Annotated in this window: 11 protein-coding genes; 3 read left to right on the top strand and 8 right to left on the bottom strand. The window is 38.2% G+C overall.

Features of this window, described 5'->3' with window-relative positions; all coding sequences use genetic code 11:
- Positions 1-28 precede the first annotated feature (28 nt).
- The gene (locus tag J7J00_RS15345; protein ID WP_214791889.1) at positions 29-1432 is read right to left on the bottom strand and encodes a sigma-54 interaction domain-containing protein; all 1404 of its coding nucleotides are present in this window, start codon (positions 1430-1432) and stop codon (positions 29-31) included.
- A 177-nt stretch (positions 1433-1609) separates the two neighbouring features.
- On the opposite strand from J7J00_RS15345, the gene J7J00_RS15340 reads away from it, so the two are divergent.
- Positions 1610-2803 carry an iron-containing alcohol dehydrogenase gene (locus J7J00_RS15340; RefSeq protein ID WP_214791887.1) on the top strand — a complete coding sequence of 398 codons (1194 nt, stop codon included), beginning with the start codon at positions 1610-1612 and terminating at the stop codon, positions 2801-2803.
- 307 nt (positions 2804-3110) lie between these two features.
- On the top strand, positions 3111-4439 hold the full coding sequence (locus J7J00_RS15335) for an MFS transporter (protein WP_214791885.1): 1329 nt from the start codon (positions 3111-3113) through the stop codon (positions 4437-4439).
- A 130-nt stretch (positions 4440-4569) separates the two neighbouring features.
- On the opposite strand, the gene tatC is transcribed toward J7J00_RS15335, so the two are convergent.
- The 3 genes from tatC to J7J00_RS15320 all read right to left on the bottom strand — a co-directional run bounded on the left by tatC (position 4570) and on the right by J7J00_RS15320 (position 7446).
- On the bottom strand, positions 4570-5271 hold the full coding sequence (gene tatC / locus J7J00_RS15330) for a twin-arginine translocase subunit TatC (protein WP_286201380.1): 702 nt from the start codon (positions 5269-5271) through the stop codon (positions 4570-4572).
- Positions 5272-5420: 149 nt separating this feature from the next.
- Positions 5421-5633, bottom strand: a complete 213-nt coding sequence (locus J7J00_RS15325; protein WP_098371765.1) for a twin-arginine translocase TatA/TatE family subunit — start codon at positions 5631-5633, stop codon at positions 5421-5423.
- Between the two features lie 70 nt (positions 5634-5703).
- Complete coding sequence (locus tag J7J00_RS15320) at positions 5704-7446, bottom strand: alkaline phosphatase D family protein (RefSeq protein WP_214791881.1); 1743 nt, start codon at positions 7444-7446, stop codon at positions 5704-5706.
- A gap of 488 nt (positions 7447-7934) precedes the next feature.
- On the opposite strand from J7J00_RS15320, the gene J7J00_RS15315 reads away from it, so the two are divergent.
- Positions 7935-8072 (top strand): aspartyl-phosphate phosphatase Spo0E family protein, encoded by a 138-nt coding sequence (locus tag J7J00_RS15315; protein ID WP_214791879.1) that lies wholly within the window; start codon positions 7935-7937, stop codon positions 8070-8072.
- A 502-nt stretch (positions 8073-8574) separates the two neighbouring features.
- Here the strand turns inward: J7J00_RS15315 and J7J00_RS15310 are convergent.
- The 4 genes from J7J00_RS15310 to J7J00_RS15295 form a co-directional block, all read right to left on the bottom strand.
- Entirely contained in the window at positions 8575-9561 is a 987-nt protein-coding gene (locus tag J7J00_RS15310) for a 2-hydroxyacid dehydrogenase (protein ID WP_214791877.1), read from the bottom strand.
- 21 nt (positions 9562-9582) lie between these two features.
- On the bottom strand, positions 9583-10881 hold the full coding sequence (locus J7J00_RS15305) for an MFS transporter (protein ID WP_214791875.1): 1299 nt from the start codon (positions 10879-10881) through the stop codon (positions 9583-9585).
- Between the two features lie 515 nt (positions 10882-11396).
- Positions 11397-11561 carry a hypothetical protein gene (locus tag J7J00_RS15300; RefSeq protein ID WP_214791872.1) on the bottom strand — a complete coding sequence of 55 codons (165 nt, stop codon included), beginning with the start codon at positions 11559-11561 and terminating at the stop codon, positions 11397-11399.
- A 262-nt stretch (positions 11562-11823) separates the two neighbouring features.
- A complete protein-coding gene (locus J7J00_RS15295; RefSeq protein WP_214791870.1) occupies positions 11824-12744 on the bottom strand; it encodes a patatin-like phospholipase family protein in 921 nt (306 codons plus the stop codon).
- Between the last annotated feature and the right edge of the window lie 895 nt (positions 12745-13639).

Raw genomic sequence — 13639 nt, 5'->3', positions numbered from 1 at the left:
GAGCAATATTTATATATATTTTAGTGCTTCAATAATGAATCCCAAGGCGTTTCATTCTCCTAATTAGATTTGCATGGTCAATTTTGAGTTTAAAAGCTGCTTTTCGAATGCTTGGTGAGGATTTTAGGGCATCTAAGATTATCTGAGCTTCAAATTGATTCATTGCATCCTTTAAATTAAGATGACTAGAGGGGGATATATATTCCTCATAATCAGTATCACTTTCTAATTTCCAATTATCCCTAATATGTTCAGGCAGGTCCCTAGGCAATATGGAAGGTACTGATGTTGATACCACCAAATACTCTAATATATTTTTCAGCTCACGAACATTTCCTGGCCATTGGTAACTTTCCATAAGCTTTATAGTTTCAGGCATTATTTTTTTTATTAACCCGAACTGCTCACAAAGCATCTTAAGGTAATAGTCAATTAAAGGTAAAATATCAGTTTTCCGCTTTAATAACGGTGGTATATCTAGATGGACTACATTAATCCGATACCATAAATCTTCTCTGAATTGCTTTTTATTAATAAGTTCCCTTAGGTCTTTATTGGTCGAACAAATTAGACGAAAATTAAGAGTAATTGGCCTTGTATCACCTATACGGGTAATAGCTTGATCTTGAAGAACTCGAAGTAATTTGGCTTGCATCAACAATGGAAGTTCACCAATTTCATCTAATAGGATGGTACCAAAATTCGCTTTTTCAAAAAAGCCACCTTTTTTAGCTCCCGTAAATGCTCCATCAGCGTATCCAAATAATTCCGATTCAAATAATTCAGATGGGATGGCTGCACAATTCACCTTAATAAAAGGGGAATTTTTTTGTCTGCTGTACTCATGAATGTAATTAGCTAACACTTCTTTACCTGTCCCAGAGTCACCTGTAATGAGTACAGATGTTGGAAATGCAGCAATTTTTTTTGACTTTTCTATTAATGTCTGCATTTGCTGACTTTTAAAAATAATTAGCGGATGGTTCATGCTTTGTTTTGCGTCATTTTCTTTATCAAGTTCCATTTTTCTTGTTTGACTTTGTAAATGATTCAAATAAGTTATATCTCTTACACTCGTAACTATCATTTTTACCTTTTTCTTTGAATTATCGAAGACTGGAGTAGCCGTTGCTACAAAATATTTACATTTATTGATTTTTTGCATGATAGTGGTAGTGTTCTTAGACTGTAATGCCATATACGCAGCTGATTCATCAAAATACTCCAATAATACTAGATCTTTAATATCCTTCCCTATAACTTCATTACGATTTATTCCTGTCATTTCTTCATATGCCTTATTAACTTCTATGGTGATTCCATCTTCATCCACCACATAAAGTCCGTCTGAGGAAAAGTCAATGATTGTACGCATCAGTTTATTGATTGCCTCTAATTGTTGTACCTTTTCTAAAAGTTCATTTATCCTCATTATTATTCGCCTCCTTTTGTAGTCATTTTATTACCAGGTTGGTGACAATTCAACACCATTATTTTTTATGGATCACCGTTTTTGTACAATTATCCCAATATTCCAAGTTCGGCATGTTTCTTGCATTAGTATTTTATTAGTTACATTCTTTAACAAATCTAAGAAAAGGGTGATAAAATGGCTATACTTGATTTACCTCGGAATATTTTGCTTGAGAATGGTGCCATTCATTATTTAGGGAAATTAATTAGATCAAAAGGAGGAAGAAAAGTTTTAATTCTCATGGACTCTTTCTTGGCTAGACCTCCTTTGAATCTCCATGAAAAGATAAGCCTTATCTTAATGAAAAGCGGCATAGAATTTAAACTTTTCACAAATTTTTCTGGAGAACCGTCTACCAAACATGTGGAAGACGCATTAACGCATTTCAATGATTTTCAGGGAGATTGTGTACTTGGCATAGGCGGAGGCAGTGCCATTGATTTAGCAAAGGCATTATCTGTTTTCGGTAAATCAATGGATACTGAATGGAATAGCATACCTCACTACCAAAAACTAGATCGGCTCCCTCTTTTTGCAGTTCCAACAACTTCTGGAACCGGATCTGAAGTTACTAAAATTATGGTTATCACGGATTTTGTCACAAATATAAAAATGAATCCAAGTCATCCAGACCTTGTTCCAGATGTAGCAATTTTAGATCCGGAATTAACTTTAAGCCTCCCTCCCAATTTTACGGTCTATACTGGACTCGATGCTCTTTCACATGCAATTGAAGCACTTCTTTCAAATAGGGCGACCGTCATGACCAAATTATTCTCTCTTGAAGCTATAAAACTAATCGAAAAGTCACTTCCAAAAGTTTTTGAGGACGGTTCAGATCTCGACTCTAGAAGAGAAATGATGTTGGCAAGCTGTTATGCGGGCATCGCTTTTTCAAATGCCTCCACAAATTTGGCCCATGCAACAGGAAGATCGTTAGGAGCGAGGTTCCATATTCCTCATGGACTAAGCGTAGCATTGCTGATGCCCTTTGTTATGGAATTCAGTCTAGATTCCTGCCAAGAACAATTGGCAGAAATAGCATTGGCACTTGGCGCCTCTCCATCTCTCTGTAAAGAAAACCTTACATCATTTCCTATTTCTGCACTAGCAGAATATAATGAAAAGTTCGGTGTTTGGAATGACGGACTTAAATATATAGACACCCAAAAGTTAAATGCCGAAATTCCAACATTAGTTTCTGATGCTCTTTCAGGTAATGGAATAGCGACCAATAGAAAAGTTCCGACTGAGCAGGACATACGGAATGTTTTTCACTTATTAGCTGAGAAACTATCTAACCGAAATTCACAACTGTACCAGAAATAAAAATTAAGTAATACAAAAAAATGAAAGCGCATACCATCCTGTCAAATCTGAGAGGTTTAACTATAATTGAAATGCCCCAAAGCTGATCTAAAAAAATACATTTACTATAAAAACTTTCTGCTTAAGATAGCATATTGAAAATGATGCCCAATTCACTATTTAAGTTATCAAGAACTGGTAAATATATCGATTGAATTGTCCCCCCACTCAAATTAATAATTATGGGAATATAATTTAATGCTTTATTGTACTCTTCTTCGATTTCCAACCATTTTTTTAAAATTATCAATGTTAGGGAGGAAAAGAAATGGAAATAAAAAAGGGTAAAACACTCTCACGCGTGGTGGGGGCTAGTCTCATTGGTTCAACGATTGAGTGGTATGACTTTTTCCTTTACGGGGTAGTCGCTGGAATTGTATTCAATAAGCTATACTTTCCTGCTGATGATCCGATTGTATCCACTTTGTTAGCCTATGCCACCTTTGCTGTGGGGTTTATAGCCCGTCCGGTGGGAGGATTAATTTTTGGTCATTTCGGAGACAAAATCGGTCGGAAAAGCATGTTGATAACCAGCTTAGGTATTATGGGCGGGAGTACTGTATTGATCGCCCTTATACCCACTTATAACCAAATTGGCATATGGGCTCCTATCTGCTTGCTTATATTAAGAATATTGCAAGGGATTGGGCTTGGCGGTGAATGGGGCGGTGCTGTACTAATGACTTTTGAACATGCACCCCTAAAAAAAAGGGGTCTATATGCAAGTTTGCCTCAAATTGGACTATCAATAGGCTTGCTTTTGTCATCTGGGGTTGTGGGAGTACTTTCTTCTACTTTATCTGACAGTCAGTTCATGTCATGGGGATGGCGTATAGCTTTTGCGCTTAGTTCCATATTGATATTCCTAGGTTTATGGATTCGGCTTAATATTTCGGAATCGCCTGAGTTTAAAAAAGTGAAGGAAAGTAACATAGAATCTAATATGCCAATAAAGGACATGTGGAAAAATAATACTGGTAATGTTCTGGCTGGCATGGGTGCAAGATATATAGACGGTGTGTTCTTTAATGTTATGGGTGTATTTTCAATTACCTATTTAACAAACTCCCTTGATTTATCACGTACCGAGGCATTACTCGGTGTGTCCGCAGCAGCATTTGTCATGTGCTTTTTCATACCTATCTTCGGTCATATATCTGACCGGTTTGGAAGAACTCGAACCTATTTAATTGGTAGTCTTGTAACAGGACTTTCTGCACTTCCTGCTTTTTTGATAATGTCTAACAGTAATGGCAGCACCCTTGTAATCTGGTTGGCACTCATTATCCCTTTGGGAATCTTTTATTCGTCTGTTTATGGGCCTGAAGCTGCTTTATTTGCAGAGCTATTCGAAGCTCCTGTCAGATACACGGGTATGTCATTCGTATATCAATTTTCCGGGATTTTCGCAAGTGGTTTTACTCCCATCATTGCCACTGCATTATTAGGTTATAATAATGGATCTCCCTTTTTACTTAGCTTATATGTTGTTTTTGCTGGTTTAGTGAGCGCAATATCGGTTTGGTGGATTGGTAACAACAAAAAACTTAAATCCACTCCAAATATAAAGTCAGAAGCCATGATAAAAAAAGGATAAATGATCTAATTATTCCCACCAAGTATTATTCCGCAATAAAAAAGTTGAGGGGTATATCCCTCAACTTTTTAGTGTTCAATAACTATTTCCTAAGAAATGTTTCTTTCAATAGGTTGTGGATTTAGCCATTTCATGTTACAGGTAAGGCTGCCTCATCTTTCATTAGCCTTTTTCGGTAAACCATATTGGACAGCTGTACACTCACTTCATAAAGCACAAGCAAAGGGACGATAACCAAAATGTCCGAAATTATATCTGGAGGGGTAATCAGGACCGAGATGACAACCAGGACGAAATAAGAAATCTTACGAGACTTTTTCAATACTGTTGGATTGATGACTCCTAATCTGGTCAGGAACATGACCACAAGCGGCATCTCGAATAAAATCCCGAAAGGTAAGATCAAATTAATCATGAACCGAAAATACTTTTCCGCTGTGAACATCATCTCGAACTGCCCGGCCGATAGGGAAGTGAGGAAACCCAGGACTATTGGAAACAACACAAAATATCCAAATGAGATACCGGTGATGAATAGAATGAAGAGCCCGGGTATGAACCGAAATGTAACTCTTCTCTCTTCCGGTTTCAGCGCTGGAGCCACAAAGCGCCATAACTGATAGGCTGCTAGCGGAATCGTTGCAGCTATTGCACAAACCGCAGCGATAATCATGTATACCCATAGGATCTCACTTGGTCCAAGCACGGCAAGCTTTCCTTCCAAATCCTTAATGAGCAGTTCATAAATATCCTGTACGAATATGAAACTCACTATGAAAAAAGCCAGAAAACCAATCAATGTTTTAATGATTCTGCTTCGGAGTTCCTCCATATGTTCAATAACGTGTAAATCCTTACTTTCCACCTTCACTCCTCCTTTTTAAACATTTTACTTGCACTATTGCAAAAAAGCACTCTCCCTCGAACCCTTCTCATTAAAAGAAGCAGGCGAGTCTTTCCGCCTGCTCTATCCCATTAAATTCATCCCTCTTTTTTAACAGCTCTTAACGCAGCTTTATTCTCATTTTCTTCCTCTTTATCTGAATCATTCACCAATCCTTTGGTTGCACTTTTGAATTCGGATAAAGTTCGACCAAATGCACGGCCGATTTCCGGCAGCTTGGACGGTCCAAAAATAATCAGTGCAATCACGAGGACAATCACCAAACCGGGTATTCCTATATTTGAAAGCATTCTTATTCACTCCTCTGATCTTCTCATTTTTCTTCGCTATATTCTTGTCAATCATCATTATGGTTCCCTATCAATTAGTCACTTTCCCCTGCTTTTTCATTCTTTGTTTTTCATGTGCGCGATTATGGGCACGTGTCCGATCTTCCTCGACTTCGTTCGTTTTTTGTATACCTTCCGTAACCGTTGCTGACGCAACCTTTCTTAGTCCAGTTTGATCCTTATTAAACACAAAAGATGCTCTTGTCGATATATCCGCTTCTGGATCTGTCACGAAAGGAACTACACGGTAATCCGCCTTCCATTGTTCTGGTGTTACTTTGCATCGGACATACCCCCGGTAATCATTAAAGAACTTTATATGTGGATTCTGGCTTAGTATTTTATCCGTATCTGCACGCTTATCTGCTCCGTTTCCACCGGATGTGATGGATGTGCCGACAAACTCCACACCGAAAATCCTTGAATTTGGATCATTGAAATCCGCCTTTAAATTGGCTGCCCAGCTTGCATGTACATCACCGGTCAACACGACCAAATTTTCTATATTATTACTTTTAATTACATCAATCAAACGATCACGTGCAGCCGGGTAACCATCCCAGGAATCCATGCTGAATTTGGGAGCTGTAGGTGTTCCATAATTCCGTTGTGCAAAGAAAATCTGCTGTGGCAGCACATTCCACTTTGTTTTTGATTTCAAAAGATTGTCAGTTAGCCACTGTTCCTGCTCTGGACCTAGCAATGTCCGTTTCGGATCAAGTGACTCAGGCGTTTGCGGGGAACTTCCATCGCCGTTTGCCTGATCATCCCGGTATTGACGGGAATCCAATACAAAGAAAGAGGCCAGATCGCCATATGTGAAACTTCTGTATAACCGCATATCCGCTCCCTTAGGCAAAGATGATTTTCGAAGGGGCATATGCTCATAGTATGCTTGATAGGCGGCGGCCCTTCTCTTGATGAATGCTTCTACCGATTGTCCTTTTTCCGGAATGACATTTGCATAATTGTTTTCAACTTCATGATCATCCCAAGTCACGACCCATGGGAAAGCTGCGTGTGCCGCTTTTAAATGGGTATCAGAGCGGTATTGTGCGTATCTATTTCGATAATCCTCAAGCGTGATGATCTCCGGACCACTATGTACACGGACATTACCTGAAGAAGAAACATATTCATTTGGTCCGTACTCATATATGTAATCGCCAAGATGAAAGACAAGATCCAAATCTTCTTTTGCCAAATGTTTATATGCCGTATAATAACCATGCTCAAATTGCTGGCATGAAACAAAAGCGAATGACAGGTTTGAAACACTTGAACCGATTGGCGGAAGTGTTTTCGTTTTCCCAGTCTGACTTACTTCCCCTCCACTTTTAAAACGGTAAAAATAGACCTTATCCGATTTTAACCCACTTACTTCCACATGAACGGAATGGCCAAGTTCCGGCCTGGCTATTTCCTTGCCTTGTTGTACAATCTTTCTGAAATTTTCATCATTTGCCACTTCCCATTTAACGGAAATGGCTTCTTGTGTCATACCTCCTCCATTTAACGGATCAGGTGCCAGCCTTGTCCATAAAACAACACTATCCGAGAGCGGATCACCTGAAGCTACACCGAGAGTAAATGGATAATCACTGAATTTCGGGGCAGCATTCACTTCAATGCCGCCCATTGATTGGGCAAGGGCAAGACCTAATGAAAGTCCGGCAAGCTTACTTGCTCCCTGGATAAAGTTTCGGCGGTCCATGTTCTTACCTAATTCGCTCCAATTCTTAATTAAATCATCCATTGCTCTTTCATTATTCATTGATCTTTCCCTCCTATTATTTGAATCTGGTTCAAGTATAGTATGGCCCTTTTAAAGGTATATGAATAAATGTAAATCAACAAATTTCCAATTAGGGATTTTCATGCAGGACTTATGGATCTCTTTAAACATTAAAAAAGATCTGATTCACTCATGCATTTACATGGACCTACAAACTTTTTACATATAACCTAATTCTTTTAACCTATTTTTCTTAATGAATCATTTATTTAATCGTTACAAATAACTTCCATGGGCTATTTTAACAAGGAAATTTTTTTAATAAACTTATAGTATTTCATCTGTTTATGTAAGCCTAATGAAGTCTCCGAGATAGTAGAATAAAAGAAAGATACAAAATCGGACTAATGAATGTCCAAATAATTTATGAGTAATCACTCACTTTTTATTTAAAAACATCCTAATTTATGTAATAATGGTTTCATAATAAAAAATGAAAGTACTTGAGGGATTCTGCATTGGAGAGTATGGAAGCATTACATGAAAAAATTGAGATATTGAGGAAAGAATTAATAACTACAGGAATGATATATGGTTTTACAGCCCCAACAACATTATATAAAAGCCAGGAACTAGATAAACTGTTGAATTTACTTAGGAAATGAAAAAGAACCAAATGATTAAAAATATATTTAATTCTACCAATACTTCTTGGGATTGGGATCATTACAACTGCACACATGGAGTTATTTTAGAATTATTTTTAATAGTCACTATGTAGTTCATGCAGCATATTTCTCTTACTTAACCACCTCGTATTCTTTTCTTGGACCCGTGGACTAATTTTTCTGTAATATATCTAATGAATGATCATCCCTTCTAACCTAATGCTTCCCAGTCAAGTCTTCTACGTCTTATTTTGTTGGTTGGAATTGTGCCGTAGAACAATTTGTTTAGGGTCATTTTGAGCACATTCTTTCTCCCCATTAAAAAGCATCCAAATTGAATGGATGCCTTTTTTATTGAATTTTTCTTTTATGTCCTGCATTAAATAAAAAACGATCTATCTCATTTAAATTTATGAATGGTGTGAGTTTAAAATATCAACGAATCTTTTAATTTGTCAGGGCCAACCTAATATTTCCGCTGTGTTAATGATTTTTTTTACTATTTTAGTGACTGAAGCCCTTTCAATTCAGGGACAACATTGCTTATCTCCCTTCCAGTAACCGCTGCAACGAGGTTCTTCGCCGCAAGCATGGCCATATCAAATCGTGTTTGATGAGTAGCTGAACCTATATGCGGCAAGGTAACCACGTTCGGCATAGCTAAAAGCGGATTGTCGGTCGTTACTGGTTCCTGTTCAAATACATCCAAACCGGCTGCAAGGATTTCCTTATTTTGCAGTGCTTCAATGAGGGCCTTTTCGTCCACCGTCTGACCGCGGGATGTATTGATAAAGATCGCAGATTTTTTCATCAGTGCGAATTGCTCCCGTCCCATAAGATGCTTCGTCTCCGGCGTATAAGGGACCATTAAAAGAACGAAATCGGATTCCCTTAAAAGGTGCTCTAAAGAGGAGTAGGTTGTATTGAGCGTTTCCTCCACTTCAGATTTTCTTCGCCGATTATGATACAAAACTTCCATGTTAAAACCGAATTTGCCTCGTCTTGCAATAGATTCCCCAATTCTCCCCATACCGATGATGCCCAATGTTTTTCCATGAACATCAACGCCAAAGAGGGGTTCATCGCCTTTATTTCCCCACTTGCCATCCTTTACAAGCTTGTCCAGTTCCGGAATACGGCGAGCTGCTGAGAGCATTAAGGCTAAAGCTAAATCAGCCACGGTTTCATCGAGAACATCAGGTGTATTTGTACCGATTATGCTTCTCTTTTTCATTGCCTCTAGATCAAAGTTGTTGTAGCCTACCGAGATATTGCTGACAGCCTTTAGACATGGTGCATGGTCCAGAAATTCATCATCTATTTTTTCTCCTGTGATGAGCAGTCCCTCCACATCGGAAATTTCCTTTAACAGCTGGCTTCTGGTGATTGGTTCAGGGCCGTTCCATTTTTCATACTGACAATATTTCGAAATAAATGCCTCTGCCTCGGCCGGTACTGTTCTTGCTATATACACTTTTGGCATCAATTAATGTCCTCCTCGGTTACCCTATTCTTGAATAGGAAGTTTTACAATAAACCAATAACAGATTGCGGCGCATCCGGCGATTAAACCGCCAGATATAAAGGCAAGAGAGTAAGAACCAGTTGCATCCACTATCATGCCTGCCACAACAGGGGAAAAGGCTCCACCAAAATAACCGCCAAAATTCTGAATTGCACCTACGGAAGCAACCATGGAAGGAGGAGCAATGTCACCGGCAAGTGCCCACGCGCTGCCTGTAATGGCAGAAATAAAACAAAGTGCAAGGGTCAGTAATGTTAAGGTAATAGCGAGCCCTTTGGCAAGTGGAACTGCACATACAACAATAGCGGCCGAGATGGCACATATACTAATTAAGGCACGCTTTGCTTTAATAGGTGTAGTAATTCCCTTGTCGACCCATTTTTTAGTAAGATATCCTCCGAAAATATTGCCAAAGATTCCTCCAAGCCAAGGAATACCAGCATATATACCCATTTCTTTAAGTGAGACATGATGGACATCAAACAAATAAAGGGGAAGGAAGACAAGGAAAATGTTCCAAATCCAAATGGTACAGAAGAAGCCCAGAATCATCCCCCACACGCTTCGATATTTAAATAACGAACCCCATTTTATTTTTGATGATTGAATGCCTTGCTCCACTCCACCACCTTCCGACTTAATGTAATCAAATTCCTCCTTGGAAAGTTTTTGGCTTTTTTCAGGATTTTTATAAAAAATAACAAAACCGATCGCGAAGATGATGCCGATCACACCCGTTATATAAAACAGCGCTCTCCACCCAAAAGTCACCATGATGAAAACGAGAATTGGCGGTGCAATGGCTGGTCCCCATTTGGACGAAGAATCCCAAATTCCAGTTGCCAAGCCTCGTTCCTTTTTAGGAAACCAATACGAAGTGATTTTAGCCATCGTCGGAAAACACGGTGCTTCTCCCACTCCAAGTAAAATCCGTGCAGCAATAAATGAACTCATTTTATGAACGGCTCCGGTTAAAATGGTCGCACCGCTCCACCAAATAAGCGCAATTGTATACACCTTTTTGGTCCCGAACCGATCAATCAGCCAGCCGGAAGGAAGCTGCATTATTGCATAACTCCAAGAAAAAAAGGTTCCCAATAGCCCGATTTCGGTCACGCTTAGTCCGAGATCCTTCATCATTTCGGGAGCTGCAATGGAGAGGTTGGCCCGATCTAGATAGTTGATTATTCCCCCAATCAATAACCAGATGACGACGGTCCAGCGAAATTCCCGTCCAATATTTAATGGTTTTTCTTGCTTTGTTTCCATTCTTGCTTCCATATCTTATCCCTCCTTGTTATATAAAACGCCATAAATGGCAGCGCTTCCAAAATAAGAAAAGGCCAAAGTTCACACTTGGAGAATATGTATAGACAAGGAGGTTATTGTTTTATAATATAAAACCCGGTTTTTGTTTTGTGACAAAAAATAAAAAGAAAATTCCATTTATTCTGTAAAGTATCGTATTATGAGGATGTGTGATTGTCAATCTTTATTCTTATTTTTAGGATTATATTCCTAGTAAACGTTTTATGCCAAGTGGGGAAAAATTGATAGACCATTTTTTGAGAGTAAAATCATAACAACCTTTAGCCCACGATCCATTTCCATCTCTGGCTTTGCTACCGGAAAGGCTTAGAGACGTTTTTAATTATTTTTCTATAAGATAAGCAAGCGCTCCTGATACATGCGGGACGTCCATAGACGTACCTGATAAAGCAGTATGTAGTTTACCAGAAAAGTGGGACATTAATTGTTCACTTGGCACTGCTGAATCCACTTTTCTATTGGTATTATTAAATCTTAATGGAAGCTGGGATGGTTAATGGAGTTTCCACTACTTCCTGATAAGCACCCGGAATACTGTTTTCATTTATTGTGGAGATTCCATCCCTTTGCACATTTACTACAACTATATTTTTTAACAGCATTTTTAAAAGAGGAATGAAAGGCTGGCTCATCATCCGTTCCTCACAGTGACATTGAGTTACGCTTACCTCCTCTCCTTTTAGGATCGAGGCATAGTTGTCTTGAGCTTAAAAGCAATAAGTGGAAATACGAAATCACAAAAAAATAACATGAGATATTATGTTAGAATTTTTTAAACGGAAATAAAAGAATAATATTAAACTATTGATCGTTAGTTCAATAAGAAAAAGAGCCGTTGTAACAGCTCCTTGTCCCACTCTTTCACCCTTTTGAAACGATAGGGTAATCTTTCTCCTACTTATTTTTTACTCTTTGCATCCGCTTGTGCTTATATTGTTCAAAATCCCACTCAGACAAAAATTCTTTTGCAGAAGTATAGCCTGATTTATAGAGAAAGTCGATTTCATCCTCATTCAGTTCGAAGTCCGTTGCGTTGATGCCGCCAGTAGGAATTTGAATCGTGCGTTCAATCGTTTCTTCGTTCATATGTCGTAAATCATGGGCTTGAAGCATCGTTTTAAATATATTTTTGAAAAGGTGGATTGGCGTTGGTATAACCGGATCTATATTAACTTTATCTTTCACAAAATGGAATCCGAATGTTGGAAAGCGAGGATTGTCTGTATCGAAAATCCATATTGGGAAGTTACTAAGTAAACCACCATCTAAAATGTAGGATTTTTTCCGATCTTTTGATTTCCAAATAACCGGACGGAAGAAAAATGGTAGAGAGGCACTCATCATTACGGCAGTTGAAACTTTTAAATCAGCAGGAGACATCCCATAGCGTTCCAAATCATCTGGCAAAATAAGCATCTGACCATTCGAAACATCAGACGCAATAATCTTCAACTTTCCATCTGGAAGATCCGCGAATGTCCTAATCCCTTTTTCTGAAAGAAGAGAATCCACCCACGTTTCCAAATAGTCGTTTTTAAAAATCCCAAGATGAACCATAAGTTCCAAAAATGATCCAAAAATAGGAATTTGATTTAGGATTGTCCTGCCTCGCATCTTTGAGTAGTTGATTTCACTATACCGTTCTCTAATTTCATGGCTTTTATAGCCACTAGCCAAAAGAGCTGCGATTACTGCTCCTGCTGATGTCCCAGCGAGTCTTTCCCATTCTACTTTTTCCTCTTCCATTGCTTGAATCGCTCCAATAAAAGCAATTCCCCTGACCCCCCCACCTTCAAAAACGGCATCTGCTTTCATTTTTTTCCACCCCTCGATAAGAGTTATTATAATTATTAACAATAATTTCAAATAAAGCGAATTTTCACACTCTTAAAATCCAAAAATCAGCCCCGTCAGTTGAAGAATATAACCGCCAGCTATCGATGATTGGAATTAATGATGGTTCTATTTTTCTACCAAATTAATTCGCTAACAGGATCTGGATTCTCATGGTTGTCTTTTTCAATCTCTAACACAACTTCTGTAATATCATGTTCTTTGCTCTTGCCAGCTTTTCAGGTTGTTCGCATGATTAACCGCACTTCTAATCTCTGTTTATGCTTTCCATCCCTGATTGACAATTGGTTGCATATCCATCCATTTTTCTTTTTTTATTTTTTAAAACCTTTTTCAATACTACATGTCTGCTGATTCCCTATTTGAGAAACCCTTCATCTACTATGGCTCTACTACTATATTAAAAGTAGAAAAGCCCCCCTTAACATGGGTGAACGCAAAAGTGATGATAATCAAACATAATAACTGTAGTAGGATGACATCTTTTATCATGGTATGTATATAACGAGGCAATTGCATGGACAAATTAACAGATACCTTCAAAAAAAACTTTATCGAATCAAAATAATGTTTAAATTGTTGAACTAATGCCTCAAAATGGGTAAGGTCATTTATGTAAACTAACAGAATTTAATTATTTATCTTTCTTCCAAAATAGTAAAGTATCTACCCCACTTCTTCTTTTATTTAGGCTACTAAACTGGAGTTAGTATAGTTTCATGGACACATTTTAGTTAAGTCCTTACAATGATTTTTGAGAGGATGTGTCCGTCTTGGAACGTAAGAATACAGGTAAAAAATACAATAATGAATTCAAGAAGACTATTGTAGATCTTTATCACTCGGGTAATTCGGT

The organism is Bacillus sp. ISL-4, assembly GCF_018613275.1.
GTDB classification, from domain to species: Bacteria; Bacillota; Bacilli; order Bacillales; family DSM-1321; genus Peribacillus; species Peribacillus simplex_E.
The sequence above is the reverse complement of the archived record's forward strand: the minus strand, read 5'-3'. Positions and strand labels throughout refer to the sequence as shown.

What these genes read in the sequence shown, in the direction of transcription:
- tatC (WP_286201380.1), bottom strand. Translation starts at nt 5,271, where the DNA reads ATGGAGGAACTCCGAAGCAGAATCATTAAAACATTGATTGGTTTTCTG.
- J7J00_RS15315 (WP_214791879.1), top strand. Translation starts at nt 7,935, where the DNA reads ATGGAAGCATTACATGAAAAAATTGAGATATTGAGGAAAGAATTAATA.
- J7J00_RS15340 (WP_214791887.1), top strand. Translation starts at nt 1,610, where the DNA reads ATGGCTATACTTGATTTACCTCGGAATATTTTGCTTGAGAATGGTGCC.
- J7J00_RS15345 (WP_214791889.1), bottom strand. Translation starts at nt 1,432, where the DNA reads ATGAGGATAAATGAACTTTTAGAAAAGGTACAACAATTAGAGGCAATC.
- J7J00_RS15295 (WP_214791870.1), bottom strand. Translation starts at nt 12,744, where the DNA reads ATGAAAGCAGATGCCGTTTTTGAAGGTGGGGGGGTCAGGGGAATTGCT.
- J7J00_RS15325 (WP_098371765.1), bottom strand. Translation starts at nt 5,633, where the DNA reads ATGCTTTCAAATATAGGAATACCCGGTTTGGTGATTGTCCTCGTGATT.
- J7J00_RS15305 (WP_214791875.1), bottom strand. Translation starts at nt 10,881, where the DNA reads ATGGAAGCAAGAATGGAAACAAAGCAAGAAAAACCATTAAATATTGGA.
- J7J00_RS15335 (WP_214791885.1), top strand. Translation starts at nt 3,111, where the DNA reads ATGGAAATAAAAAAGGGTAAAACACTCTCACGCGTGGTGGGGGCTAGT.
- J7J00_RS15320 (WP_214791881.1), bottom strand. Translation starts at nt 7,446, where the DNA reads ATGAATAATGAAAGAGCAATGGATGATTTAATTAAGAATTGGAGCGAA.
- J7J00_RS15300 (WP_214791872.1), bottom strand. Translation starts at nt 11,561, where the DNA reads ATGAGCCAGCCTTTCATTCCTCTTTTAAAAATGCTGTTAAAAAATATA.